Source organism: Anaeromonas frigoriresistens (genome assembly GCF_016820655.1).
GTDB classification, from domain to species: domain Bacteria; phylum Bacillota; class Clostridia; order Tissierellales; family SIT17; genus Anaeromonas; species Anaeromonas frigoriresistens.
Map to the genome: position 1 here is coordinate 103,834 of NZ_WSFT01000019.1, position 26,451 is coordinate 130,284.

Annotated in this window: 27 protein-coding genes and 1 other annotated feature; of the genes, 8 read left to right on the forward strand and 19 right to left on the reverse strand. The window is 30.2% G+C overall.

The annotated features are described in order from the left end of the window. Positions 1–47: 47 nt before the first annotated feature. Together GOQ27_RS04255 and GOQ27_RS04260 are read left to right on the forward strand one after the other, a co-directional pair. Positions 48–494: a MarR family winged helix-turn-helix transcriptional regulator gene (locus GOQ27_RS04255; protein ID WP_203365583.1), complete on the forward strand. Its 447-nt coding sequence runs from the start codon at positions 48–50 to the stop codon at positions 492–494. A 10-nt stretch (positions 495–504) separates the two neighbouring features. Further along, positions 505–1,887, forward strand: a complete 1,383-nt coding sequence (locus GOQ27_RS04260; RefSeq protein ID WP_203365584.1) for an MATE family efflux transporter — start codon at positions 505–507, stop codon at positions 1,885–1,887. A 40-nt stretch (positions 1,888–1,927) separates the two neighbouring features. On the opposite strand, the gene GOQ27_RS04265 is transcribed toward GOQ27_RS04260, so the two are convergent. The 8 genes from GOQ27_RS04265 to GOQ27_RS04295 all read right to left on the reverse strand — a co-directional run bounded on the left by GOQ27_RS04265 (position 1,928) and on the right by GOQ27_RS04295 (position 8,079). Then, entirely contained in the window at positions 1,928–3,112 is a 1,185-nt protein-coding gene (locus GOQ27_RS04265) for an ABC transporter permease subunit (RefSeq protein ID WP_203365585.1), read from the reverse strand. Further along, complete coding sequence (locus tag GOQ27_RS04270) at positions 3,109–3,981, reverse strand: ABC transporter ATP-binding protein (RefSeq protein WP_203365586.1); 873 nt, start codon at positions 3,979–3,981, stop codon at positions 3,109–3,111. The genes GOQ27_RS04265 and GOQ27_RS04270 overlap by 4 nt, the downstream gene beginning before the upstream one ends. Continuing rightward, on the reverse strand, positions 3,965–4,792 hold the full coding sequence (locus GOQ27_RS04275) for a hypothetical protein (protein WP_203365587.1): 828 nt from the start codon (positions 4,790–4,792) through the stop codon (positions 3,965–3,967). Before GOQ27_RS04275 ends, GOQ27_RS04270 begins: the two co-directional genes overlap by 17 nt. Next, positions 4,767–5,333 carry an RNA polymerase sigma factor gene (locus GOQ27_RS04280; protein WP_203365588.1) on the reverse strand — a complete coding sequence of 189 codons (567 nt, stop codon included), beginning with the start codon at positions 5,331–5,333 and terminating at the stop codon, positions 4,767–4,769. Before GOQ27_RS04280 ends, GOQ27_RS04275 begins: the two co-directional genes overlap by 26 nt. 140 nt (positions 5,334–5,473) lie before the next feature. Beyond that, positions 5,474–6,091, reverse strand: coding sequence for an NUDIX hydrolase (locus tag GOQ27_RS04285; RefSeq protein WP_203365589.1), 618 nt, complete (start codon positions 6,089–6,091; stop codon positions 5,474–5,476). A gap of 78 nt (positions 6,092–6,169) precedes the next feature. Continuing rightward, positions 6,170–6,370, reverse strand: coding sequence for a hypothetical protein (locus tag GOQ27_RS04290; protein WP_203365590.1), 201 nt, complete (start codon positions 6,368–6,370; stop codon positions 6,170–6,172). Between the two features lie 251 nt (positions 6,371–6,621). Further along, complete coding sequence (locus tag GOQ27_RS16955) at positions 6,622–6,957, reverse strand: transposase (protein WP_207751259.1); 336 nt, start codon at positions 6,955–6,957, stop codon at positions 6,622–6,624. Between the two features lie 141 nt (positions 6,958–7,098). Continuing rightward, a complete protein-coding gene (locus GOQ27_RS04295; protein ID WP_207751260.1) occupies positions 7,099–8,079 on the reverse strand; it encodes a hypothetical protein in 981 nt (326 codons plus the stop codon). A gap of 318 nt (positions 8,080–8,397) precedes the next feature. On the opposite strand from GOQ27_RS04295, the gene GOQ27_RS04300 reads away from it, so the two are divergent. The 5 genes from GOQ27_RS04300 to GOQ27_RS04320 are packed head-to-tail and all read left to right on the forward strand — an operon-like array spanning position 8,398 to position 12,307. Further along, positions 8,398–9,372: an RnfABCDGE type electron transport complex subunit D gene (locus tag GOQ27_RS04300; RefSeq protein WP_203365591.1), complete on the forward strand. Its 975-nt coding sequence runs from the start codon at positions 8,398–8,400 to the stop codon at positions 9,370–9,372. Next, positions 9,369–9,983 (forward strand): RnfABCDGE type electron transport complex subunit G, encoded by a 615-nt coding sequence (locus GOQ27_RS04305; protein ID WP_203365592.1) that lies wholly within the window; start codon positions 9,369–9,371, stop codon positions 9,981–9,983. Before GOQ27_RS04300 ends, GOQ27_RS04305 begins: the two co-directional genes overlap by 4 nt. Next, positions 9,973–10,605 carry an NADH:ubiquinone reductase (Na(+)-transporting) subunit D gene (locus tag GOQ27_RS04310; protein ID WP_203365593.1) on the forward strand — a complete coding sequence of 211 codons (633 nt, stop codon included), beginning with the start codon at positions 9,973–9,975 and terminating at the stop codon, positions 10,603–10,605. The genes GOQ27_RS04305 and GOQ27_RS04310 overlap by 11 nt, the downstream gene beginning before the upstream one ends. Then, positions 10,605–11,195, forward strand: a complete 591-nt coding sequence (locus GOQ27_RS04315; RefSeq protein WP_203365594.1) for an NADH:ubiquinone reductase (Na(+)-transporting) subunit E — start codon at positions 10,605–10,607, stop codon at positions 11,193–11,195. Before GOQ27_RS04310 ends, GOQ27_RS04315 begins: the two co-directional genes overlap by 1 nt. 14 nt (positions 11,196–11,209) lie before the next feature. Further along, positions 11,210–12,307 (forward strand): NADH:ubiquinone reductase (Na(+)-transporting) subunit F, encoded by a 1,098-nt coding sequence (locus GOQ27_RS04320; RefSeq protein WP_203365595.1) that lies wholly within the window; start codon positions 11,210–11,212, stop codon positions 12,305–12,307. 84 nt (positions 12,308–12,391) lie between these two features. Here the strand turns inward: GOQ27_RS04320 and GOQ27_RS04325 are convergent, their stop codons facing one another. After that, positions 12,392–12,913: a peroxiredoxin gene (locus tag GOQ27_RS04325; protein ID WP_203365596.1), complete on the reverse strand. Its 522-nt coding sequence runs from the start codon at positions 12,911–12,913 to the stop codon at positions 12,392–12,394. 100 nt (positions 12,914–13,013) lie between these two features. Then, on the reverse strand, positions 13,014–13,250 hold the full coding sequence (locus GOQ27_RS04330) for a helix-turn-helix domain-containing protein (RefSeq protein ID WP_203365597.1): 237 nt from the start codon (positions 13,248–13,250) through the stop codon (positions 13,014–13,016). A gap of 178 nt (positions 13,251–13,428) precedes the next feature. Here GOQ27_RS04330 and GOQ27_RS04335 point away from each other — a divergent pair, with 178 nt between their 5' ends. Next, entirely contained in the window at positions 13,429–13,605 is a 177-nt protein-coding gene (locus GOQ27_RS04335; RefSeq protein WP_252187739.1) for an aspartyl-phosphate phosphatase Spo0E family protein, read from the forward strand. A 51-nt stretch (positions 13,606–13,656) separates the two neighbouring features. On the opposite strand, the gene yfcC is transcribed toward GOQ27_RS04335, so the two are convergent. The 9 genes from yfcC to GOQ27_RS04380 all read right to left on the reverse strand — a co-directional run. Next, positions 13,657–15,327, reverse strand: coding sequence for a putative basic amino acid antiporter YfcC (gene yfcC, locus GOQ27_RS04340; RefSeq protein ID WP_203365598.1), 1,671 nt, complete (start codon positions 15,325–15,327; stop codon positions 13,657–13,659). A gap of 125 nt (positions 15,328–15,452) precedes the next feature. Next, a complete protein-coding gene (locus tag GOQ27_RS04345; protein WP_203365599.1) occupies positions 15,453–17,504 on the reverse strand; it encodes a sigma 54-interacting transcriptional regulator in 2,052 nt (683 codons plus the stop codon). A gap of 92 nt (positions 17,505–17,596) precedes the next feature. Beyond that, complete coding sequence (iadA, locus tag GOQ27_RS04350; RefSeq protein ID WP_203365600.1) at positions 17,597–18,772, reverse strand: beta-aspartyl-peptidase; 1,176 nt, start codon at positions 18,770–18,772, stop codon at positions 17,597–17,599. A 226-nt stretch (positions 18,773–18,998) separates the two neighbouring features. After that, positions 18,999–20,129, reverse strand: a complete 1,131-nt coding sequence (locus tag GOQ27_RS04355) for a TMEM165/GDT1 family protein (RefSeq protein WP_203365601.1) — start codon at positions 20,127–20,129, stop codon at positions 18,999–19,001. A 103-nt stretch (positions 20,130–20,232) separates the two neighbouring features. Then, on the reverse strand, positions 20,233–23,340 hold the full coding sequence (gene ileS, locus GOQ27_RS04360) for an isoleucine--tRNA ligase (protein WP_203365602.1): 3,108 nt from the start codon (positions 23,338–23,340) through the stop codon (positions 20,233–20,235). Positions 23,341–23,404: 64 nt separating this feature from the next. Next, positions 23,405–23,621, reverse strand: a binding site (T-box leader). 61 nt (positions 23,622–23,682) lie between these two features. After that, a complete protein-coding gene (locus GOQ27_RS04365; protein ID WP_203365603.1) occupies positions 23,683–24,405 on the reverse strand; it encodes an HAD family hydrolase in 723 nt (240 codons plus the stop codon). A gap of 88 nt (positions 24,406–24,493) precedes the next feature. Beyond that, entirely contained in the window at positions 24,494–25,405 is a 912-nt protein-coding gene (locus GOQ27_RS04370; protein WP_203365604.1) for an SMR family transporter, read from the reverse strand. Positions 25,406–25,495: 90 nt separating this feature from the next. Next, on the reverse strand, positions 25,496–26,170 hold the full coding sequence (locus GOQ27_RS04375) for a class D sortase (RefSeq protein WP_252187740.1): 675 nt from the start codon (positions 26,168–26,170) through the stop codon (positions 25,496–25,498). A gap of 61 nt (positions 26,171–26,231) precedes the next feature. Beyond that, on the reverse strand, positions 26,232–26,451 hold a 220-nt coding region (locus tag GOQ27_RS04380; RefSeq protein WP_203365605.1), incomplete at its 5' end, for an LPXTG cell wall anchor domain-containing protein.

Consider the following 26,451-nt stretch of genomic DNA (forward strand, 5'->3'; position numbering starts at 1 on the left):
GTAAGAATTCTAACTATGCGGAACTCTAAATAGATTGAGGTGATTATTTGAAAGATGAATATTTAAATGATATTAATGAAAATCTAATAGAATTTACTTCTTTATTCCATAGTAAAATAAGCAAGGTTTTTAGAAAAAATATAGATGGTGAATATCGATGTAATAAAAATCAAAATAGAGCTATTATGATTATTGGTAATCATGATGGTATTTCCCCTTCTACTTTAGGAAAATATCTTGATATGCGTAAAGGAAGTTTAACTACTCTGATAGATTCTTTAGTTAAGAAAAATCTAGTGGTAAGAGATATAGATAATAATGATAGAAGAAGATATTTACTGTCCTTATCTTCTGAAGGTAAAAAATATATGGAACAAGAAAAAGAAAAATTTAAAGAAGTAATTAAAGAATTATTTGATAAACTAGATGAATTTGAAATAAAGTCATTTTCAGAAAATATTAATAATGTAGTTGAAATAATGAAGAAAGTATGAGGTAAAAAATATGGATAGACAAAAAATGCTAGGTAGTGCTCCAGTAGGTAAACTACTCTTAAAATTCTCAATACCTGCTATAGTAGGTATGTTGGTAAATGCATTATATAATACAATTGATAGGATATATATAGGTAGAAAAGTTGGAGAGTTGGGTATTGCAGGTATTACTATAGGCTTTCCTATAATGATTATCATAATGGCCTTTGGTATGCTTATTGGTATTGGTGCAACTTCTCTGATATCTATAAAACTTGGAGAAGATAAAAAAGATGAAGCTGAAAAAATATTAGGAAATGGTACATTTCTACTTATAATTATAGCTTTAATAGTTTCAGCATTAGGATTGATATTCCTTAACCCTCTATTAAAATTATTTGGTGCTAGTGAAACGGTATTGCCTTATTCAAAAGCATATCTTCAAATAATATTAGCCGGTTCTGTTTTCCAAACAATAGGTTTCGGTATGAATAACTTTATTAGAGCAGAAGGAAACCCTAAAATAGCAATGTTTACTATGCTTATAGGAGCTGTTTTAAATATCATACTGGATCCAATATTTATTTTTGTATTTGACATGGGAGTTAGAGGTGCAGCTATAGCTACAATTCTTTCTCAGGCTGTGGCAGCCATATGGGTATTATCTTATTTCTTTGGTGGTAGAAGTACCTTAGATATTCATATATCTAACTTTAAATTAGAATTACCAGTGGTAGGCAAGATTTTAGCTATAGGTTCTGCACCCTTTTTAATGCAAGTAGCCTCCAGCGGTATCACTGCCCTATTAAATAATAATCTTCAAACCTATGGAGGAGATACCGCTATTGCAGCCTTCGGTATAATAAATAGTATTACAATGTTCATTCTAATGCCTATTTTCGGTATTAACCAAGGGGCTCAGCCTATAATCGGTTATAATTATGGTGCTAAGCAATATGACAGAGTAAAATCTGCTCTTAAACTAGCCATTCTTGCAGCAACATCCATTACTGTTACAGGATATGTAGCAACAAGATTATTCCCCAAACAATTGATAAGCTTATTTGGTAAGGGAGATATGAACCTTGTAAATATGGCAACAGAAGGAATTACTATATTCCTATTTATGTTACCTATCATTGGATTCCAAATAGTTTCATCTAACTATTTCCAAGCAGTAGGAAAACCTAAGCATGCAATGTTTCTAAGTTTATCTAGACAAGTACTATTTTTAATCCCTGCAATTTTAATTATCCCTAGATTCTTGGGACTTAAAGGGGTTTGGATGGCAGCTCCAGTTGCTGACTCCTTATCTTCATTAGTGACAGGAGTATGGATAATGCTAGAGATTAGAAAGTTAAATAATGATCATAATGAAATAAATAATTTCAAACCAATTATTGAACAGGAATAATATGAAAATCCGCAATCATCTAGATGATTGCGGATTTTGTTTAACTTTTTACTTGATGTCTTCTAAAACTAAAGTAAATAAATACTATGGAAAGTATTCCTAATATAATCATAATAGCTACTGCTGCATAGGGATAGAGGATTGGGTAACCGAATATGTTGAGGGTTTTAAATTGATCGAATAAATTTCTCACTTGAGCTATACCGGAGTAATAAAAGCTTTTAAATATTTTCATTATAGGAGTATACCAATATACCATTTCATCTGGTGTTTCAAAGTCAATAAATACTGGAAGTAAATATAGCATTACTCCCATAAAGAATGGAATTATTACTGATTTACTTATAGAGGATATAGCTAATATTAGTAATCCAAAGGATAGTACTGCTATAAAGTTAACTAATATCTGAGTTCCATAAAATTCAATTATACTTATATTATATGGTGAATCTATATATGACCAATAATTCTGTATATTAAGATGTAATCCCTCAGTACCATACAAGGCAAAATTAACTAGTAGATGAATAATCGCTATTGTTGCTGATATAATAAGTGTGTAGATAATTGAAGCAAAGATTTTTGAAGTTATGATTGCATTTTTACCATTTTTACTACTAAGAATCAATCTATCCACTTTGGTGCTATATTCTTCTGTAAATACATTTGATAACCCTAGAAGTACTAGAATAGCCGAGAATATAAACCCGATTCCTTCTATGTATCCTAATAAATTATCCCATAAGCCATTTGAATATATACCAGGTTTAGGCAATTTCTGTAACATATTATATTCAAGTTTTGCTTTTCTATATTCATATTTATTATTACTTTTGCCTTCTAGTTTTCCTATACTTTCTTTTAATTCTTTTATTCTACTTTCTTTTCTTTGCTGAAATCCCTCTGTACGTGCTACCTGTTCATAAATACCTTCCATATCTAGATCCTCTTGATTATATTCATACCATGTATAACCATCGGATTCAGTATGCTCAATAGCTCTTTTTTGAATTTCTTTCATACCTTCTTCAGCTAATTTAATCTTTTCTTTAGTTAATTCTCCTTCAATTTTTTTGAATTCATTCCTGTTATAACTATAATCATTAAAACTTTTATATTGCTTAAGGCTTAGAAATCCATACAATAAAATAACTGCTACCAATCCAATAATCAAAGCCTTCTTACTAAATATCTTATATAATTCAAATTTCATTAATCTTATCATTCTTCAACCTCCTGATCAAAGTAGTAAAGATACATATCCTCTAGTCTTGATTCTTCTTCTATTGATTCTATAGGGGGTTTATCTTTAGATATAATTCTTAATTCTATTTCTTTACCCTTTCTCACTATATTACTTATTTTATAATCATCTTTCATGCTATTAAATTCCTCTTCTGATGCTATGCCTTTCCAAACTTTCCCCTTCATATTTTCCAATATATTTTCAGGGGAATCCACTCCCAATAACTTTCCATCCTTAATTAATATTACTTCCTTCGCTATATACTCTATATCGGAAACTATATGAGTGGATAATATCACTATTCTGTCCTTTGATATCTCAGAGATTAGATTTCTAAAGCGTATTCTCTCTTTAGGATCTAGTCCGGCTGTAGGTTCATCTAATATCAGTATTTTAGGATCATTTAGTAGAGCTTGAGCTATGCCTAGTCTTTGTTTCATTCCCCCAGAGAACTTACCTATTTTTCTTTTTGAATGTTCTTTTAGATTTACTATATCTAAAACTTCTTCAACCTTATCAGGGGATATTGATTTGTCTAGTCCCTTTAATGCTGCTATATACATCAAGAATTTATGGGCAGTAAAGCTTTTATAAAATCCAAAGCTTTGAGGTAAATATCCTAGTATATTCCTATATTTATCCCCCATAGTGGATATATCTCTATCATCTAATAATACTCTACCTCTAGTTGGTCTTAATAAATCTGCTAATACCCTCATCAAGGTAGTTTTCCCAGCTCCATTGGGTCCAAGAAATCCATATACCCCTTCATTTAATTCTGTATTAAAATCTTCTACTGCTACCTTGTCCTTGTATTTCATAGTGATATTTTCAATAATTAACCTCAAATAATCCCCTCCCCTTATGTGATATATTCTTTCTAATAAAAGATCTGATTTGTATAAAACTCATACTAATTCCTAAAATAGATATACCAATATATATAGTTATATTCATCCATAAGATTCTTTCTATTAGTTCATATGGAGTATTAAGTAAAGTACCAATCATACCTATCCAAATAGAAACTATAATAGTCATCGTATAGCTACTTTTAATCTTCATTGATAACCATAATGATATTCCAGATATGAATGTAAAAGGAGCAAACCATATCAAGGTTAATCTTAAGAAATCAACATTACTAATTGAGGATATTATCAGGGAAAAAATTGTATTTAAAACAATATTATAGAACCCTATAATAGTTAGTTTTGATAATAATACTTCACCATAGGATGTCTTGCAGGACATTTCTATTTCCATCATCCCTTTATCCCTACTTTTAAATATTTCTATTAACCCAAATGTAAAAGGTAGGGGTGATATTACCATAGCTAGTAAATAAGGATTAATATATTTATTAAAGTACATAGTTATTAATCCCATTATAAAAAGAATGAAACTCATTATCCAAAAGGGCTTGCTAATAAAGGATATCTCAATCATAGATTTATTTAGTAAATAATGAAATCGATCAATAAAATATTCTTCTTTCTCCTTTTCAGGTACGTATTGTCTTAACTCGTTAATAGTATTATCTATTTCCTCTTCATCAGGATATTCCACTGTATAACTATCCATCATTGACCATAGTTCATCTAATTCATTTTCAGTTATATCTTCATATATATCAAAGTCTATTTTTTCTTTCTTCAATATCCTCACCTCCTAGAAGATTATTTAACTTACCTATACCTTGCCTTAATCTTGATTTAACTGTGGCTTCTTTACTACTTGTTATATCTGCAATATCTTTTAGTTTCATATCATGATAATACCTTAATATCAAAACATCCCTTTGATAATCTGGCAATGACATTATTGCTTTTTTTACTAAGTTTCTCTCTATTTTTTTCTTTAGTAAATCCCATACCTTATCGGGATTATCCCCTATTCTATCCTCTAATTGAGTTTCTTTTGATTTATTCTTATAAGATTTACTTTTATAGTAATCATTACAATGATTAACAGCTATCTTTAGTAACCAATTTTTAAACTTTCCTGTACTCTCATATCTATCTATTGATTTCATCATTTTGATAAATACTTCTTGAGTTAAATCATAAGATATGTGATAATCCCCAACCTTACGATATATGTAGGAAAATATATTCTTATAATACTTCTTAACTAATACTTCCATCGCTGCCTGGGAACCCCTGTGTATCTCCTCAATAAGCTCTTCATCAGTAGGCATATTATCACCCCTTTTCTCTTTTAAGACCTTCTATATATAATAACGACATAAATAATAAGAAAGATTTATAAAATATAATTTTTATAAAAATAAAAATCCCTAATCTTCTTTTATGAAGGTCAGGGATAGAATCTAAATGATTATTTATCTATTATATCTATAAAGTTTTTAGTTATCCTAGCAGTCATACCCCATATTATATAATCTCTATAATTATAGAAGTATACAGGATAAATTCCTGTTCTCCAATCATATGCTTTCCCATTATTTATTAAATGATAAGGAAAATCTTCTCCCACTTGAGGTTCTATTGCCATATTATGTTCTTCTGGCTCATTTTCTAAAAAGTATTTCAATGGTACAGTAAAAATCTCTGATACTTCGTCTATACTAAATCGTATATTTTCAAATTCTATGCCCTTTATTATTCCTAAGAAAGGATATATGCCAATATTAAAGGGCATCACTATATAGTCCGTTTGATTTATTATTTCAATATTTTCTCTTTCTATATTTAATTCTTCCATTGTTTCTCTTATAGCTGCCTCTAAGAAAGTTTCTCCCATTTCTACCCTACCCCCAGGGAAGGATATTTCCCCCGGCTGAGTGCTAAGATGGTGAGCTCTCACTTCATATAATATGTGTAATTCTCCCTCTCTATATATCAGGGGAATAAGTACTGAGAAATCTGCATGAATACCTAATGGTTTTGCTTCTCTATTTTTTATTAAATTAATTATATTATTTAAACTTTTCATATCATCACCCCAAATATATTTTAACATAATAAGACGAGGGATAGTCTATCCCTCGTCTTATTATTATACTAATTTTATTTATCTAAGCATTGGGAATACATATCTTACTAAAAAGTATAAAAATCCAAAAAATATAAGTATGTATGCAAAATATTTGATGAATGTAGCCTGTACCCTGCTAGAATTTCTTTTTTCTTCTACCTCTCTTCTCTCAACATCTTTATTCTCTTGCATATCTTTTCCCTGGTTTCTAAAATCAAAACAAATAGTATCATTCATTACTATTTATTATGATTTTTCACTTTAATAAAAGTGGTAGCATCACAGGATTCAACTACTAAGGTATAGTCACTTGACTATAAACTCCGTATACTTAAGGTAAGCCTTAATCACATATAGTAATTAAGTACAACAGAGCTAGAAGTGTTACTTCTGCCTAATCTATATCTAAAGTTGCTAAAAGCTTTTCCTTCTAGGTGTCCTTTAGCAAGATATATTCTTATATTAAAATCATTAACTAAGTTAATGATTTATACTATATTAAGAAACAATTTCCTGTGTTTTAGCCACAAACCAGGATATTCACCACCTTTCTTTTTAATTTTTTTATTTATTATAGACCACTGTTTCCAGTTAGTTTGTTTATGAAACTTTTCTAATTCACTTATCTTTAATAACTTATCTTTTAGTACTTTAGAAACTTTTTCATTAAATCCAAATGCTCTACGAGCTATAACTAAAGCAGCTCCATTATGAACATCTAATCCGTATTGATGGCAATATTTATAGAGTCCAATCTTACTGGTGAATTGTGGTTTTACTTTAAAATACTGAACATTTTCTCTGATAGATTTTGCTTCCAACATTAATAAGAGTTTATTATAAATAAATTGATGTTTAATTCTTGAAAATTTAGATTTTACATCTTTATCATTTTTGAACTTTAAATCTTCAAATGCTATAGCACAATGTTCAGATTTTGCTATATTAATTACATCTCTTACTAGTTAACCACAAATATTTTCTCTTCTGTTGGTTCGTGCATACAAAAGTTCTGATTCCTTTAAATAGACCGACCACTTGTAATTTCCATCCTTATCAAGCTTTGTTAAAGCCAATCCATCTGGATTAGTATCTATTCCAATAACTCCGTTATAAATATTAAATTCTTCTTTATAATCGCTGATTTTACTTTCATCTATAGTTATATGGCAGTAGATTTTATTGTTCTTTTTTATTAACTCTACTTGATAGGCTTCTCCAGTTAGTAGGTAATCTAACACCATATGTCTATAATTTCTGCCATTAACTTTTCCTGTCTTTTTAGAAAGCTTTTGAGGTAAATATAAAGGTACTTGGATTTTTACAGCTCTATTAGAGTTTGTTTTTCTAAGGGTAGAAATCTCTAAAAAGGTCATGTTATTTTTAATCACTATTCTTAAATTTGGATTACCCTTTTTAGTTTTATCTCCCCTTGAGTAATAATTATTGTCCCTTAAGTCTTTCCATTCTTCATTAGATATGAGTCCTTTACATCTTCTAACGAAGTTTTTTCTGCCTCCAAAAATAATCTTAGGTATAGTATTGTTATCTAAGTGTTCTTTGTAGAATTTTAGTTTCTCTTTTCTTTTGTCAAGTTTCTTGGTTAACCCATAAATCTTTTTCTTTGATTTAGCTTTTTCTAATTGTCTTTCTATGCCTTTAACCTTTTTGGAGTAATTCTCATAATAGTCCTTAACCAAAGCTTTTTGTGAAGCAATCATCTGTCTTGCAGACTCAACAGCGTCTTTACTTTGACGAATATTTATTCCATATTTGTGAGATATTAATTTTTCAAGTTCGCCTTTTTTAATCTTGTTTTCAACAAGTCTTTTAAATGCAAATCTTTTAGCTGATGAAAACACAGTCATCAATTCATTTATTTCATCTAGATACACGTCTAATGTATTAATTAATAAACCTTTAACTGTTATTTTAATTGCTTTCACCTTCCCTCTGCTTCAATTATTCTTATAGTAAAATTATATCAAACAGAACTAATGTTCTCAATCAATTATTCTAGTATTATTTTATATATTTATACTATTTAGTATCTTTTATTGAAGCAGTTTCAACCTCCTTATATATCTTTAATTCATATATACCACTATAATAATCCATTAACCATCCATAAGAAATTACTAGAAACAAAAATTTAATAATATTTTAAATATTATTAAATTTTTGTTTTCTAGCCTTATTTTCGGGAATATATAATCTATAACAGGACTACATACTATATAAAATAAACTTATGGGGGTGTCAAAATGTCCTTTAATATCAATCAATATTTTATGCAACAGAAAATGATGCGAAAGGTTATCTATTCATTAATTCCAATAATTCTTGCATCTATTTATTTCTTTGGATGGAGATCATTATTTTTAATGACTTGGATTACTCTATGGGGTGGTGTAACAGAGTATATCTTCGAAAAGAAATATGGTAAAGGTAAAGTATCCGAAGCTGTGGTAGTTACAGCTATTCTCTTTACATTAACTCTACCACCAAGCACACCTTATTGGGTCGGGGTATTAGGAATTATATTTGGGGTAATATTTGGAAAAGAAGTTTTTGGGGGATTTGGTAAAAACGTTTTCAATCCTGCTCTAGTAGCTAGAGCTTTTGTATATGTATCCTTTCCTCAACCATTAACTATTGAATGGTCTCATGCAACAACATCTTTCCTTGGTGGATTTACCCAATATATGACTAAAGGAGTAGATACTATTTCTACAGCAACTCCAATGTTAAGATTCAGAGAAACTGGAGAATTATCTTCATATACAGATTTATTATTCGGTCGAATATCAGGATCTATGGGTGAAACCAGTGCTATTCTAATCATATTAGCAGGAATTTATCTTATTTATACTAAAACTGCAGCATGGCAGACCATGGCTGGAGTACTTTCTGGATTTATAGGTTTAAGTTTAATATTAAGACTCTTTGGATTTACAGCTATACCAAATCCTATATTCGGAGTATTAGCTGGTGGTTTATTATTTGGAGCAGTATTTATGGCAACCGACCCTATATCATCACCTAAAACTAAAGAAGGAAAATGGATATATGGTATTCTCATCGGTGTTATAACAGTTATCATAAGAGGTTATGCATTATTTGCTGGTGGTATAATGTTCGCAATATTAGTTGGTAATACTTTCGCCCCTATTATTGACGAAGGAGTAAGATATTATAAGAAAAGTAAAAAAGCCAAGAAAAAGAAGGTGACAGCATGAAAAAATCCTTTAGTTACCCAATAATTTTTATGGTATTAATAACTGCATTCTTTACTTTAGTATTATCATTATTAAATTATTCTACTAAAGATGTAATAGCATATAATGCTCAAATTGAAGAATGGAAAACACTCTTGTACATTTTTGATATAGACTATCAAGAAGATGATAAAGAAATAGAAAATCTATATAAAGAAAAGATTGAAGCAGAAAAAGTAAATGATATAACAATTTATAAAGCAAAAGAGAATGGTGATACATTAGGCTATGCCTTCCCTGTAGAAGGAAATGCTCTATGGGGTACGGTAAGAGGTTATGCAGCAGTATCTAATGATTTAAACACCTTACTTGGGATAGATTTCGTATCACATAGTGAAACTCCTGGATTAGGTGGCCGTATAAGTGAAGAATGGTTTAAAGAACAATTTAGGGGCATTGATTTAACCGAAAATAATGAAGGAGACTATATTGAATATAGACCAGCTGCAAGTGGTAATGTGGATGCAATAACAGGGGCAACTCTAACTTCTAAATCAGTAAAAAATATGCTTAATAAAGATATAGAGGAATTCAGACAACTGATGAAGGAGGGTTTAAATAATGGGCAATAAAAAACTAAAAAAAATATTTACGTTGGGAATATGGAAAGATAACCCTATATATAGACAAATATTAGGTATATGCTCTGCTCTAGCTGTAACAAATTTAATGCTTAATTCATTAGTTATGGGGATAGGACTTATATTTGTTACTTCCTTCTCAGAGCTTACAGTGTCTCTATTAAGGAAACATACTCCAAAACATATCAGGATGATGGTTCAAGTGCTTATAATATCTTCATTTGTAATAATAGTAGATATAGTATTAAAGGCATATTATCCTTCTATGAGTAAGGCTCTAGGCCCTTATGTAGGACTTATTATAACCAACTGCATTATTATGGGTCGTTGTGAATCCTATGCTCAGAATAATAAACCATTATATGCTTTTATGGATGGTATAGCATCAGGAACAGGATATGCTATAATCCTTTTAGTCATAGCATTCTTCAGAGAACTATTAGGATTTGGTAGTTTATTCGGATATCAAGTGTTAGGTGAATGGTTTACTAAATGGACCATTATGGTTATGGCGCCAGGAGCATTCTTCATGCTTGGTATAGTTATATGGGTAGCAAGAAGTTTATTACCCGGCACTGAAGAGGAATCTATGAAAGGGGAGGCGATTAGCTAATGGAAGGTTTGAACCCATTTGTTGTATTTTTTGCATCAATATTTACTAATAATATGATTTTAACTAATTTCTTAGGTATGTGCTCATTTATTGCAGTATCAGGAGAAATAAAAACCTCTCTAGGATTAGGGCAGGCAGTTACATTTGTACTTACTTTTACTACAGTACTAAACTATTTTATTTATCATTATGTTTTAGTTCCATTAGGATTAGAATATTTAAGATTTATAATATTCATTATAAGTATTGCAGCTTTTGTACAATTAGTTGAAATGATAGTAGAAAGATACCTTCCTAATCTTTATTATGCTTTGGGAATCTTCTTACCACTAATCACAGTTAACTGTGCTATATTAGGTGTTTCATTATTTATGGTAATTCGTGATTATAATATGATTGTTTCATTATTATTTGGTTTAGGTTCAGGAATAGGTTGGACATTAGCTATAGTAGCATTAGCAGGAATCAGAAAAAGACTTAAATATGCAAAAGTTCCTAAAGGATTAGAGGGACCAGGAATAACAATAATAATCACTGGATTAATGGCCCTTGCTTTCGTTGGTTTTTCAGGAATAGTACAAATTCAATAGTTAGGAGGAATATTATGGGTACAATTATTATTACTGTAGGGGCAATTTCAGGCATTACAGGGATCCTAGCATTCCTTCTTACCCTAGCAAAAAACACTATAGGAAATTATGGAGAAGTAATTATTAATATTAATGATGATGAGGACCATGTAGTAGATGGTGGTACTACTTTACTTTCTGCTCTAATAGATGAGAAAATCTTTATCCCTTCTGCTTGTGGAGGTAAAGGTAGTTGTGGCTATTGTAAAGTAAAGGTAAATGAAGGAGCAGGCCCAATACTTCCTACAGAGCTAGGTTACCTTACACCAGAGGATAAAAAAGAAAATGTTAGACTCTCTTGTCAAGTAAAGGTAAAAAATGATTTCAAAATAGAAATTCCAGAAGAATTATTTAACGTACAGGAATATGAAGGTAAAGTTTCAAAAATAGTAGATCTAACCCCTACTATAAAGCATCTAACTTTCGATCTAAAAGAAGGAGAAATTGATTTTAAAGCTGGTCAATATGTCCAATTAAGAGCTCCTGAGTATAAAGGTAATGATGAAGAAGTTTATAGAGCATACTCAATAGCTTCATCACCATCTAAGAGAGATCAATTAGAGCTTATTATCGGATATGTAGAAGAAGGGATAGCAACAACTTATGTTCACCATCATTTAGAGGAAGATGAAGAAGTACTATTCAATGGACCTTATGGTGATTTCTTCTATCAAGATACTGATAGAGAAATGGTGATGGTAGCTATAGGTACAGGAATGGCTCCTATACTCTCAATTCTTTATCATATGGTAGAAAATAATATAAATAGAAAAGCTACATTCTACTTTGGAGCTAGATATTTAGAAGATTTATTCTTTGTAGAAGAACTACAAGAAATAGAAAAGAAACTTCCTAATTTTAAGTTTATTCCATCCTTGTCCAGAGCTAAAGAAGATGATAACTGGACTGGTGAAATAGGTAGAGTTACCGATGCTATAGAGAAATATATGGAAAGTGGTGAAAATAAAGAAGCTTATCTGTGTGGAAGTCCTAGAATGATAGATTCTACTGTTGAACTATTAAAGGAAAAAGGAATGCAAGAAGAATTAATATTCTATGATAAATTCGAATAAAATGTAGAATAAAACTTTATTAAATTAATTTTCTCAAAAAATTAACCCCTTGGTTTAAACCAAGGGGTTATAATATCTATTCTATTATAATAATTCTTCTCCTTCATCCCAATCTATTGGGCATAATCCACCAGTTTTAAGAGCTTTAAGTACACGAAGTGTTTCATCTACGCTACGACCTACATTTAAATCATGAACAACTGAATATCTTACTACACCTTCAGGATCTATAATGAATAATCCTCTTAAAGCTACTCCATCTTCTTCTACTAGTATCCCATAGTCTCTTGCTACTTTCATAGTTTTATCTGCAGCTAATGGAAAATTAAGTTTTCCTAAATCGCTATTTATCCAAGCTTTATGAGAATGCTCACTATCAGTACTTGCTCCTAATACTTCTGCTCCCTCTGCTTTAAAATCTTCATATCTCTTACTGTATGCTGTTATTTCTGTTGGACATACAAATGTAAAATCTAATGGGTAAAAGAACATTACTAACCATTTACCCTTATAATCATTTAATGATACTTCACCAAAGTTTTCTCCGTTACCTTCTACTGTTGCCATTTTAAAATCTGGTGCAGTTTTTCCTACTAATCTTTCCATTTATTAAATTCCTCCTTCAGTTATAAAAATTTCGACAGTATTATTTATTCCCCAAAAAAATATTATTAAACATCTAATTGATAATATTTTTCATTTATTTTTAATTCTCGTCTAATAAATCACTAATTTTTTCATAGTCGACTTCTATTAATTCCTCGATTGTACAATTTAACCCAGCACAAATCTTTAATATAGTCTCTAAACTAAGCGATTCTAATTTTCGATCATTATTCAATTTTGTTATTGTAGGATTTGATACTTTACAGATATCTCCTACATCAGAGACATTTTTTATCCCCTTCTGTGCCATTATCAATCTCAACTTAGATTTAATCATATAACTACGCTCCTAAAATTCTCTCTATTATTATTATACACAATTCGACATTCAATGTATAGTTTGATTTTATTAAACTATATTTAATTTATTTCAAACTATAACTTGAAAAAATCAATCTATAGTTATATAATTATATTATAGAAAGTTGAAATCAAATGAACAAAGGGGGATAATTATGTATAATAAAAGTACATTTTTAAAAATGGATGATAAGAGAGATAATCTTAATAATTTAATTGAGAGTTCAAATGACCTTACTAGTTCAGATATCATAAATTTAAGCCAAGAATTGGACAAGCTTATAATTGTATGCCAAGTTGAAATGAATAAGAAATCAGATAAAGTACATTAAATTACATAAAATAAAAAAGTCGCATCGTCTAGACGATGCGACTTTTTTATTTTATCTATATCCCATTAATACTGCTATTATTACAAATACTGAACCAAACACAAATAATACTCCTTGGAATTTAATTTGGAACTTAGCCCATTTACTCCAATCAAGTCTTGCTACTCCTAATACACCCATTAAACTTGCTGAGGTCGGAACTATTAAGTTAGTAAATCCATCACCTAACTGGAATGCCAATACTGCTACTTGCTTTGTCACTCCCACAAGTTCAGCTAATGGTGCCATAAGTGGCATCGTAAGAGCTGCTTGACCGGATCCAGATACTACAAAAAAGTTGAATACTGATTGGAATAAAAACATTACCCATGCTGATGCAGCTGTTCCTAGTCCATCTATTGCATTTCCCATTCCATTTAATATTGTATTTAGTACTGAAGCTTCTGTTGCTGCTGCTCCTCCTAATACTAATACAATACCTTTAGCCATACCTACAACTAGTGCGGCACCTAATAAATCCTTAGCTCCATTTCTAAAGGATGAAGCTATATCGTTAATTCTCATTCCATCTAATTTAAATATTACTCCAATAATTCCTGCAACTAAACCCATTACAAAGAATTGAGATGCAATCTCTGGAATATACCATGCATGAGCCATCACTCCCCATACTAACCATACTATTCCAGCTAATATTGTTAATAATACTAAAATATGTCCTATACCAAATTTTACATTTAACGCTGCATTTTCTTTAAAATCATCCCTAAAGTATGCATCAGAATGATAGGATATAGATCTAGTTGGATCCTTCTTTATTCTTCTAGCATACCAAAGGGTATATAATACTCCCATTGTAGTAAAGAATATAAACATAAAGACTCTAAAGCCCATTCCTGAACCTACTCTAACTCCAGCAACCCCTTGAGCTATTTGAACACTAAAAGGATTCATCCAGGAAGTTGCAAATCCTATCTGAGTAGCTACATAAGTAATCATAATTCCTGTAATAGCATCATACCCGAGACCTATTACTAAAGGTACAATTATCATGGCAAAGGCAATAGCCTCTTCTCCCATTCCAAAAACTGCTCCTCCTACAGCAAAGAGAATGAATATTACCGGTATTATTGCTATTTCCATACCCTTAGTCTTATCTATCATCTTTAATAGACCAGCCTCAATTGCTCCAGTTCTTAAGATAATTCCAAAAGCTCCACCTATGATTAATATAAATGCTACTACTCCTACAGCAGATCCCCATTTACTACCGCTTACTAATCCTTCAAATACATAGTTTAGAACTCCTAACTCTCCTCCACCTTTAAAAAGAGGGATTCCTTCTTTGATTTTCTCTCCATCTTCATTTAATGCCGGTTGATAATCTCCATACTCTTTCATAGCAATGAACATAAGATTGTCATTTTCATCTCTGTACTCAACAGCTTCATCTTCTACAGTTAGTAGTACTTCTCCACCAGAATCAAACACTTCATTTCCTTGAATTGCAAAATTCTTTCCTCCAGCTTCGAAATTGCCATCTCCATCCACTTCAATTGCTCTGTTATCTGTGTTAACAACCTTGTAATTTACATCAAAACTTCCAACAGGTATAAGATATGTTAGTAGTGCTGCAACTAATACTACGCAGAAAATGATTACATAAGTATCAGGCATCTGCCAAGCTCTTGGCTTGTTAAATTCTTTAGATTTAGTTGACATTTAACTTCCCCCTTTTAATTTTTATTCATTATTATATATTTGCAAAAGCTATGCCAATAATAAAAGAGGGAAAATTAATAATATTTAGAATATTTTTATCTGTTATGGTTTTTATTTGGTTGCCATTAAACCATCTTTTCACCCATTATAACCATTAAATACTTCTTTCCTTTAGATGTTAAGATAGTTCCATGTTTACCTCGTTTTTTTAATATAAAGCCCATTCTCTCCAATTCATCTAACCTATTTCTCATTTGATATTTAGTAAGCTCATAGTCTGTCCCCAAAGTTTCCTCTGATAATCTAGTTCTTCCTACTACCTTATTATACTTATTTAATTGATATATTTTTTCTAATATATATAGTTGTTCATCACTCAAGTCTATATCTTCATTTATATCTTTTTGTTCTAAATCTATCTCTCTCTCTTGGAAAAAGCTTTCATCTGGAATGTCTCTTAAGGTTATCTGGTTACCTTCTCTAACCGCCATCATATAACTTAGTATGTTTTTTAATTCTCTAATATTTCCATACCAATTATATTTTAATAGCATTTCAATAACTTCCTTTGATATCTTTATATCTTCTCTTGTTTCTGTCTTGATAAAATAATTCATCAAATCAATAATATCTTCTTTTCTTTCTCTTAAGGGAGGAATTTTGATATAGCCCATTTTAAGTCTATAATATAGATCTTTTCTAAATTCTCTATTATTTACTAAATTGGTTAAATCTCTATTAGTTGCAGCAATAACCCTTACATCTATAGATTTAATATCTGTACCGCCAATCCTCATTACTTCCCTCTCTTGAAGAACTCTTAATAACCTAGCTTGGACTTTTGCTGATATATCTCCTATTTCATCTAAGAATATGGTTCCTTCATTAGCTTGTTCAAATAATCCAGCTTTCCCACCTTTTTTAGCTCCAGTAAATGCGCCTTCCTCATATCCAAATAACTCACTTTCTATTAATTCATCGGGTAATGCACTAAAATTTACTGCTAGAAAAGGTCCTTTTTTTCGTTTTGATTCATTATGTATTGCACTAGCTAATAACTCTTTCCCCGTTCCACTTTCTCCTTCTATTAAAATAGTAATTTCAGTTCTAGATAATTTTTTGGAAATATATTTTAAGTGACTAATCTTTTCGCTTTCACCTACTATATCCTCAAAGGTATACTTGCCATAAAAGCCTTTAGTAACTAATTCTTTACCTAATTTGTCATTTTCAATAACTTCATTTATATTCTTAAATGTTACTATAGTTGAATCACTTTTTGGTAATTGTATCTTATGAACCATCATCTCTTTATCGTTTATATTAAAAACTTCTCCTTTTTCAACAGTATTATCCATAAGAAAAGTTAGAAGGTTTTTATTATATATTACATTCTTCAATAGTTTTCCTGCTACTTTATTATATCCTCTATTCAGCATCTTTTTAAGGTTTTCATTAAACACACTAATATATCCTTCTTTATCATACACTAACAAACCATCGTTTAGTCCATCAATAACCAAGTTGAGATGTTCATTCAAATCAGATATTTCATTACTAGATATAGCTAAACGCTTTGCTACATTTATAATTTTTTTTAAAAATTTCTGAGAAAATTGTCCTGCTTTTTGATCTATGATATCTAGTTTATTAAGTATTTTAGTTATAGTAGTAAAATCCATGATTCTAGGCCCTATATCATAGATTTGCTTAATACCTATAGGAACTTTATCTACTTCTCCTGGAGTGATAGCTACTTCTATATTATTTATTAACTCATTACATCCTGGATAATAGGGAATGTATTTTATATAATCTATCCCTAGCTTTTCAAGGGCTTTTATACCTTCTTGTGCTGTCTGTTTAACGTCATTTACAAATAGAACCTCTGTATTTTGAGGTAATAAAACGATTTCATCGATATGATAGTGACTTATAGTTCTATTAGCTACAATTATTTCACAGTTTTTATCTATTTTTTCCATTTCAAATATTTCTTCTTTAGCTGTGTCACTTGATATTATTATTAAGTCGTCTGTTATAACATCCTTTATTCCCTCATCTATAGCATAACTTTTAATTTGTGCCACATCTTCTAGATACTCCTGTAGTTGTTTATGTAATGTTTCTTTTGTATGGGTGCCCCCTGCTATTAAAGATATATTTTTCTTTAGCATTTTATCTTCCTCCCCATAATTATTTAGTTATAACAAAAGCCTATACTTTGTTAGTACAGGCTTTAATATATTATACTATTTTTATTCATACTTTAGTTCTCAAATGTACCTTTTACTTTTATTTCTTTATTTTTAATCATTACCTTACCCATAGCTATCACTGTATCTATATCTAAGGAGTCTTTATCTAAAAGAACTACATCTGCATCTTTTTCTTCCTTTAAGTATCCTTTGGAATTTAATTTTAATATATCTGCTGGATTAGAGGTTATAACTCTTAGAGAATCCTCTATAGATACCCCTACATCTTTAATAGCCTCTTGGACAGCTTCATATAAAGATCTTACTTGACCTACTTGCAAACCTATATATACTCCATCTTCATCAAAATCTGGAAGACTTCCTTGGCCATCTGAAGTAAAGGTTATGTTTTTATTAGACACTCCATTATCTATCATTCTTTTTAGTGCTTCACCACATTTTACCTCTCCTTCTTCTAGAAATTTCTCTGTAGTACTTGTAGTAAAGTCAACATATCCACCTTTTTTTGCATATTTTATTGCATCCTCAAAAAGATAAGGGTTTCTATTCATGTGAGTGGGTAAAAATTGGGTAATTGGTATATCATATTTTTCAACTACTTCTAATATTAGTTTAGTAGTGTCTTTGCTATCTCCCATATGAGCATTCACCATACCAGCTTTCCCTGAAAGTATTCCCCCAACTCTTGCTTCCGCTGTCAGTCTTGCTAACTCCGCTGCTGTAGGCTGAGAAGATCTATGATCTGCTAATGATATTTCTCCTGTTCCAATAATTTTATCTATCAATATTATATCGTCTTGGATATTTCCCGTTACTGTTCTAACTGGAATTTGATATGATCCAGTATGTACAAAACATGTTACTCCTTCTTCTTCTAATCCTCTTGCTTTTGCTATTAAGTTAGACATGGTTCTAGTAGTACCATCCGTTCCTAGTACACCTACTACCGTAGTAACCCCTCCTGTAGTTATATCTGTTAATTGTATTTCGGGAGTTCTGGTTTTAAAGCTTCCTTCTCCTCCACCACCACAGATATGAACATGAGAATCAATAAATCCAGGAACTACTAATTTGTTTGTTGCATCAATTACTTCCATATCTACAAAATCCTTTGGAACTTCGATATTATCAGATATATATCCAATCTTATCTCCTGTAATTAATATATCTTTCTTTCCTAAGTATTTTGGATTATATACTTCTCCATTTTTTATTAATTTTAACATAGTAAAAACTCCTTTCATAAACAATCTATTACAATTATATGCATCTTTTATGCCATAATTTTGTATTACAAATCCCTAAGATTCTGTTCATAAGTATATTTTCAGTTTGTGTTTGGTGTTATTTGGTGTTGTTTAGTATTTTTATGGTCTAAATTAATCACCACTATATTAATTATACCCCTATTTTAGTGAAGTAGTTAATAAATTTATTATGCCCTTAAAATCTTTAATCTATATTTTTTATATTTTCCTCTGCTATTATTATTTTTTTATATATTTTCCTATCTTCCTTTTGTACATTTATAAGGTAATTTTCTAGTTCTCCATTAAAAGAAATTTCATTTTTAAATAGTATTTTTTCCATAGCTTTTCTAGCTTTATTTATCACATGATTTTGATTTTTATCTATACCATGTTCTCTATAATAAGCTAGCATCATCCCCATAGCTGCTATTACTTTATTTTGATCAAAATTCTTATCTCCTTGTTTTGGTAAAGTATGCCACTCATTATCTAAAATATACTTTTCATTTTCTAATGCCTGTTTTAATGCTCTTCTTATAAAGCCAATTAAACATCCAGTGCCTGTACACATACCACAGTGATTTTCCCCAAGACATATATCATCTATAGCTTCCTTTACCTTATGGGTTTGATTATAAAGAGTAATGGCTACTTCTTTATATGATGATGTGGCCAATCTTGAACTAGCCACCAACCTTCTTGACAATACAAATATTAGGGATAATAATCCTATAAAGAATATTCCAATATTTATTGGTGTTAAGTATGTCTGTGGTAAGGTCTGAAAGAGTTTTAATGTACCAAAGAAAATAAACACAAGAGATGAAGATAATTTTATCCATAACTCTGGGATTTTTTCCCCCAGTTTTCTTCCTATAAATATACCAAATCCACTAGTTATTATCATTCCAGTAACTGTTCCAAGAAGTATTAGACTTGGAAAACTTGCTTCTGTGGCTAATGTCATTGCAGTAAGTTGAGTTTTATCTCCTAATTCACCAATAAAAAAAGCTAATGAGACAGTTAATATAGGCCCCAAACCTTTTTTTATACCCTCATCTTCTTCATCATCTATATCCCAAAGACCCCATATTCCAAAAAGAATAAATAATAAACCTGCTATTATTTGAACATTATTTAAGGGAATCATATTACCCAAATAAGCTCCTAATGCAATAGCTATCCCATGATTTAATAAAGATCCAATAAATACTCCTAACAACACCTTACTTACACTGTATTGGGTAGCAAAGGTCATAGCTAGTATCTGAGTTTTATCTCCCATTTCAGCCATAAAAATAAATAAAAATGCTTTAATATATTCTGATATCATTGTCTCCCTCTTTCTTCTACTTGCTTATTTTTTTATTTTACCCTACTTCATATATTAATAACAAATGAAAGACCAGGTCATTTATTTTGACCTGGTCTTTACATTATTCTACTTTCTCTAACCTTATTCCTGTATCATGACCATTTAAATTATGAATTTCCAATCCTTCTTCTTCTACAGAGTGAACTTCTACTGCAAGAGTTTCAGATTTTATATAATCATTAAATTCTTCAATAGCTTTATTTATTTCTTCATTTCCATTGAAGTAAATCTTTATATTATCCATCATTTCATAATCATTATTTTTTCTCATTTGCTGTACTTTAGATATGAACTCTCTTGCATATCCTTCATTTATTAGATCCTCTGTTAGAGTAGTATCTAATATTACAAATAGATTATTTTCCATAGATACAGTAAATCCTTCCTTAGATTCTATCCTTATATCCACGAATTCCTTTGTAACTTCAAAGTCTGAGCCATCTAAATCTATAGTAATAGTTTCTCCATTCTCTAACTTGTTTACAGCTAAAGAAGAATCTAGAGAGTTAAGAGCTTTTGTAAACAACTTAATCTTAGCTCCTAATTTAGGTCCTGCCACTGGGAAGTTTGGCTTTAGGTTAAATTCCATATATTCTTTAAGATCCTTAGCAAATACAACATCCTTCACGTTTAGCTCTTCTTTAATTAATGGAATTAAATCGGAGATTAACTCTTCATACTTACCATCAACTATTACTTTACCTATTGGTTGACGCACTTTAATTCTAACAGACTCTCTTGATGCTCTACCTAACTTAACTAAATCTCTTACTAAGTCCATTTTCTTTTCAACATTTTTATTAATTAATGCATCTTCAGCTTTAGGGTAATAGCTGATATGAACAGATTCCTCATCAGTTAAGTTCTTATATATTTCTTCAGCTATATATGGTGCAAAAGGTGCTACCATTTGTGCTATACCTACTAATATTTCATAGGTAGTATTATAAACTGCCTTTTTATCATCAGTCAATTCAGTAGCCCAAAATCTTCTTCTTGAACGTCTTATATACCAGTTACTTAAATCCTCATTTGCAAATTCTTGTATATCTCTTACAACTTTTGTTAAGTCGAATTTATCCATATTTTCTTTTACTGTTTTTAATAGACTATTATATTTAGAAAGTATCCATCTATCTAATTCTGGCCTATCTTCATATTTTACACTAAATTTAGTTGGATCTATTCCATCTGTATTTGCATATAAGGTAAAGAAGTTATATACATTCTTAATTGTAGAGAAGAATTTGCTTTGAACTTCCTTAAGACCTTCTTCATCAAACTTTGTTGGAGTCCATGCTGGTGATACATATAATAGATACCATCTTAGAGCATCTGCTCCATATTTATCAAACATATCAAAAGGACTAACTGTATTTCCCTTTGACTTAGACATCTTCTTACCCTCTTTATCTAAAAGAAGATCATTAACTAAAACTCTTTTATAAGGGGATTTTCCAGTAACAAATGTAGATATAGCTAGTAATGAGTAGAACCATCCTCTCGTCTGATCTATTCCTTCACAAATATAGTCTGCAGGGAATAATTCATCAAAATTCTCCTTATTTTCAAAAGGATAATGATGCTGAGCAAAAGGCATTGATCCACTATCAAACCATACATCTATAACCTCTGGTACTCTCTCCATTGTTGAACCACATTTCTCACATTTAATATGGATATCATCTACATACGGTCTATGCAATTCTATAGATTCATCAATATTCTCTATAGCTTTTTCTGCTAACTCTTTTCTAGAACCTACACTTTCAGTATGATCGCAGTCATTACATCTCCAAAGATTTAATGGAGTTCCCCAATATCTACTTCTAGAGATGGCCCAATCATTTAGATTTTCTAACCAGTTTCCAAATCTTTTCTCACCTACATAGTCAGGATACCACTCTACGCCTTTATTATTTTCAATTAACTGCTCTTTAAGTTTAGTGATTTCTATATACCAGCTTGGTTTAGCATAATATAATAGAGGAGTTTTACATCTCCAACAATGAGGATAATTATGAGCTATTTTCTGTTTTTTAAATAACTTTTCTTCCTCATGAATCCATTTTATAATTTCTATATCTGCATCCATTACAAACATGCCTTCCCATGGAGTCGTAGTATATTTACCATCTTCATTAACAGGTTGGACTACAGGCAAGTCATATCTTCTTCCTGTGTTATAGTCATCTTCACCAAAGGCTGGAGCTGTATGAACTATACCAGTACCATCTGAAGTCGTTACATAATCTGCAGTTGTAATAAAGAATGATTTTTTATCAACTTCAACAAAAGGCATGAATTGTTCATATTCCATATATTCCATATCTTTTCCTGTAAGTTTCTCTATTACTTCATATTCTCGATCCCCAAATACTTGTTTTGCTAAATCTTCAGCCACATATAATACTTCACCTTCAGATTTAACTTTAAGATAATTAACATCTGCATTTACAGTTAAGGCCACATTGGCTGCTAATGTCCAAGGAGTTGTAGTCCATACTAAGAAATATTCATCCATATCTTTTCTCTTAAATTTAACTACAACAGTATTCGTTTTAATCTCCTCATATCCTTGAGCAACCTCATGAGATGCTAATCCAGTACCACATCTAGTGCAATAAGGTAGTATTTTATGTCCTTCATAGATCATTCCCTCTTTATGGAATTTGTCTAATATCCACCATACTGACTCAATATAGTTATTATCTAAGGTAATGTAAGGATTATCTAAGTCTATAGCATAAGCCATTCTTCTAGTCATATCTTGCCATAAACCCTCATATTGAAAAACGGACTCTCTACATTGTTTGTTGAATTTGTCCATTCCATACTTCTCTATATCTTGTTTATTTTTTAATTGTAATTTTTTTTCAACTTCTATTTCAACGGGAAGTCCGTGAGTATCCCATCCAGCTTTTCTTTTCACTTGAAACCCTTCCATAGTTTTGAATCTACATACTGAATCTTTTAGTGTTCTTGATAATACATGATGTATTCCAGGTCTACCATTAGCTGTAGGAGGACCTTCAAAGAAAATAAAAGGTTCTTTACCTTCTCTACTCTCAATGCTTTTTTCTAGTATATCTATTTCTTCCCAAAATTCAGCGATTCCTTTCTCTGTATCTTTTACAGATTGATTTGATAATTCTTGGAACTTTTTCATCCTTTTCACCCTTTCTCATTTTCAATTAATTATTTTATATAAAAATAAAGTCCCTAAGCCTTAGCTTAGGGACGATTTAACCGCGTTACCACCCAAAATTACAGTATAATATATACTATCTCTTCATTAATATAACGTATCTCTACGGTAATGCCTTACTTCTAATTCAGGCATACTGCTCAAAGGTGATCTTCATATAAGTATTCATTAATAATCTTTCAGCCTAGGATTATCTCTCTATAAATTATTCCTTATATTACTGTCCTTATCTTAGCATTTAACTATACAGTTTGATTTATAATATATCAAAATATATAAGTTTGTCAAGAAAAAATCATCTAATTATTCCAAAATATCTACAGATGAATCTACCTTATATATCATATCCTTTCTTTCAATAATTATTTTGACTTTATCAGATATATTTTTATCTGCTTTAATACTTTCATAAAGTGCTCTATTAGGATTTATAGCTATAGGATTACCTACCATCTTAAGCATTGATAAGTCACCAGTAGTATCTCCATAGGCATAACTATTCTCTAAGTCAATTTCGAACTTTTCCACAAATTGATCTAATGCTCTTTGTTTATTAAATGAATCCCACATTTTTACTATATCACCAGTGAAATTATCATTTTCATCTAATACATATTCACTACCTCTAAATTGAGTTACTCCATATTTTTCTGCCATCTTTGACACTAAAAATTCTGGACTTCCTGATATAAAGAATACTTTATGGCCTTGATCCTTATGCCACTCTATTCTATCTCGAGCATATTTATATACCTTTTCTCCATTTATTTTTATAACTTGATGTGCAATAAATTCTATATGGGATTTATTTACACCTTTCAATTCCTTAACATATATTTCAGCTAACTCTTCTAAATAATCTTCAAAATCTCCATATCTTCTTTCCCATTCTTCAAAAGTTTGTTTAACATGGCTGTGCCAAATAAGTTCATCTATAACTTCATATTTTATTAATTTTTTAAAATGCTCTATCATGAGAGAATTTCTGTACAGGGTTCCATCTATATCAAAAAAGGCTCCAATCATTATCGTCACTCCTCTAAACTTATTAATATATTATATACCTATAATTGCGATAGGTGAAACATACCACTTTTTCATTTGCTATTTAATATTACTGTATATTTATTAGTATTAAAGCTACAATCGTCATTACTATTGCAATTATTTCTTTATTTTTTAGTCTCTCTTTGAAAAATAATGTACCTGCCAATGTTATTATAACTATACTACCGGCACTATATATAGGAAATACTACAGATGTTTTCATATAATTCAATGCCATAATTAAGAAGAATGAGGAAAATAGATTTGGTATTCCTACTAATATACCCGTTATAATATCTCTGGTCTCAACTGGTTTATTTCTTTTTATAGTCACCATTAGACTAATGATAAAGGCTATGAAAAACACAAAAAACAAGAATAAGCTTTTGTATTCTGATAAAGCATATTTTTGAAAAATTTTATTTGAAAATTCTGCCATTCCACCAAAGAAGAATAAAAGTATTAAGTTTATATGAATATCTTTAATTGAATTTTTTTTAAAAGACACATTAACAATTATTATTGAAATAATAGATAGAATTATACCTATCCACTGAATCTCTGTAGGAAACTCTCTCCATAATACAATAGAAAAACTCATTGGAACAAGGATACCAAGCTTACCAAATGTTCCAGCTAATCCTACGTTATTTTCTCTTACACTTATTTGATAATATATGAAGGATAAAAAGAAGAATAATCCTGCTAAGCACCCTATTATAGTAGCCCATATAAAACTAGAATAAGGAGTAAATAATCCATTGTTTTTTAAAACCACATTGGAAAATTCTTTTATAAAATTCCCCTCTCCAGAAGGTAATAAAATTCCATCTTTTATTGATAAAAATAAACTAACACTAAAAGCAGTTAGATAATTCATAGTGGTTACTGCATATCTATTTAGATTATTTGTTTCGCTAAATTTAAATATAATTGCTATTAAAGAACTACTTATTATAGCAAGTAATAAATACTGCATACTCATTCCCCCATCTTTTTTAGATAATTATAACATACAAAAAGTCTATTTCTCTAAAAAAGAGTAGTTAGACCTACTCTTTTTTATTAGCTATTCAATTAATTTTCCTCTGACAATCAGCCTGTGAGTCGCTGTTCTTATCGGAGTACAAGTAACTAAAGTAATAAGTTTATCCTTGTCATTTCCTTTTAAAACCCAAAGTTCTTCTGGTTTAACTACAAAAGTTTCAGTAACTTTATATTTAAAATTACCATCAGGAGTAATTACATCTATTCTATTTCCTACCTTCATTTCATCTAATCTATTGAAATGTCTTCCATAGGTATAACTTCTATGCCCAGCTACAGCAAAATTACCTATCTCTCCAGGCTTTGCCGTATGATTCATTCTAGATAAAGAAATATCTAAATTACTATCAGTAGCCCCATTTAATATAGGAAGATATAGATCTATCTTATCTATTTTAAGTAGGTATTTATTTGTTTTCTTTTGTTCTTGATTTTTTGCATTCTTAGTTGTTTCATTATTTATTATTTCTTTTTTCATCTCATTACTTACTTTCTCATCTGCTCTTGTAGGGTCAAGAAATGTAGTATTATCTGATTCATTAGATGTGACTTCTTCATTAGAGTCTATATTATTCATACTTTCCTGCCATTCTTGTAAAACTTTATCCTGTTGATAATCATAATACGCCCTATTTAATGTAGGATATAATATAAGTATTATTCCAGATATTATAAGTATTACTGATAGTTTTTTCATTTTTACCTCCTCTATTTAAAAAACAATATCCGAGGGCTAAGCCCCCGGATATCATCTTAATTTATCTAAGCTTTCTTATAAAAAATCCTAGGCCTAAAAGTATTGTTCCTAATCCATAATACATTCCAGGTCCCTTCTCACCAGTTTGAGGTAATTTCCCTGAATCTTCTTTACCTTCTTCCTCTTTTTCTGGTTCATCTATTTCTCCCAATACTGCGGTTACAGTTATCTTAATTGTTCCTGTATCTTCTGCTATTAATTCTCCATCCTTCATCACTTTA

What these genes read in the sequence shown, in the direction of transcription:
- GOQ27_RS04260 (WP_203365584.1), top strand. Translation starts at nt 505, where the DNA reads ATGGATAGACAAAAAATGCTAGGTAGTGCTCCAGTAGGTAAACTACTC.
- GOQ27_RS04265 (WP_203365585.1), bottom strand. Translation starts at nt 3,112, where the DNA reads ATGATAAGATTAATGAAATTTGAATTATATAAGATATTTAGTAAGAAG.
- GOQ27_RS04280 (WP_203365588.1), bottom strand. Translation starts at nt 5,333, where the DNA reads ATGCCTACTGATGAAGAGCTTATTGAGGAGATACACAGGGGTTCCCAG.
- GOQ27_RS04285 (WP_203365589.1), bottom strand. Translation starts at nt 6,091, where the DNA reads ATGAAAAGTTTAAATAATATAATTAATTTAATAAAAAATAGAGAAGCA.
- GOQ27_RS04290 (WP_203365590.1), bottom strand. Translation starts at nt 6,370, where the DNA reads ATGAATGATACTATTTGTTTTGATTTTAGAAACCAGGGAAAAGATATG.
- GOQ27_RS16955 (WP_207751259.1), bottom strand. Translation starts at nt 6,957, where the DNA reads ATGTTGGAAGCAAAATCTATCAGAGAAAATGTTCAGTATTTTAAAGTA.
- GOQ27_RS04300 (WP_203365591.1), top strand. Translation starts at nt 8,398, where the DNA reads ATGTCCTTTAATATCAATCAATATTTTATGCAACAGAAAATGATGCGA.
- GOQ27_RS04305 (WP_203365592.1), top strand. Translation starts at nt 9,369, where the DNA reads ATGAAAAAATCCTTTAGTTACCCAATAATTTTTATGGTATTAATAACT.
- GOQ27_RS04310 (WP_203365593.1), top strand. Translation starts at nt 9,973, where the DNA reads ATGGGCAATAAAAAACTAAAAAAAATATTTACGTTGGGAATATGGAAA.
- GOQ27_RS04315 (WP_203365594.1), top strand. Translation starts at nt 10,605, where the DNA reads ATGGAAGGTTTGAACCCATTTGTTGTATTTTTTGCATCAATATTTACT.
- GOQ27_RS04320 (WP_203365595.1), top strand. Translation starts at nt 11,210, where the DNA reads ATGGGTACAATTATTATTACTGTAGGGGCAATTTCAGGCATTACAGGG.
- GOQ27_RS04325 (WP_203365596.1), bottom strand. Translation starts at nt 12,913, where the DNA reads ATGGAAAGATTAGTAGGAAAAACTGCACCAGATTTTAAAATGGCAACA.
- GOQ27_RS04330 (WP_203365597.1), bottom strand. Translation starts at nt 13,250, where the DNA reads ATGATTAAATCTAAGTTGAGATTGATAATGGCACAGAAGGGGATAAAA.
- GOQ27_RS04335 (WP_252187739.1), top strand. Translation starts at nt 13,429, where the DNA reads ATGTATAATAAAAGTACATTTTTAAAAATGGATGATAAGAGAGATAAT.
- yfcC (WP_203365598.1), bottom strand. Translation starts at nt 15,327, where the DNA reads ATGTCAACTAAATCTAAAGAATTTAACAAGCCAAGAGCTTGGCAGATG.
- GOQ27_RS04345 (WP_203365599.1), bottom strand. Translation starts at nt 17,504, where the DNA reads ATGCTAAAGAAAAATATATCTTTAATAGCAGGGGGCACCCATACAAAA.
- iadA (WP_203365600.1), bottom strand. Translation starts at nt 18,772, where the DNA reads ATGTTAAAATTAATAAAAAATGGAGAAGTATATAATCCAAAATACTTA.
- GOQ27_RS04355 (WP_203365601.1), bottom strand. Translation starts at nt 20,129, where the DNA reads ATGATATCAGAATATATTAAAGCATTTTTATTTATTTTTATGGCTGAA.
- ileS (WP_203365602.1), bottom strand. Translation starts at nt 23,340, where the DNA reads ATGAAAAAGTTCCAAGAATTATCAAATCAATCTGTAAAAGATACAGAG.
- GOQ27_RS04365 (WP_203365603.1), bottom strand. Translation starts at nt 24,405, where the DNA reads ATGATTGGAGCCTTTTTTGATATAGATGGAACCCTGTACAGAAATTCT.
- GOQ27_RS04370 (WP_203365604.1), bottom strand. Translation starts at nt 25,405, where the DNA reads ATGCAGTATTTATTACTTGCTATAATAAGTAGTTCTTTAATAGCAATT.
- GOQ27_RS04375 (WP_252187740.1), bottom strand. Translation starts at nt 26,170, where the DNA reads ATGAAAAAACTATCAGTAATACTTATAATATCTGGAATAATACTTATA.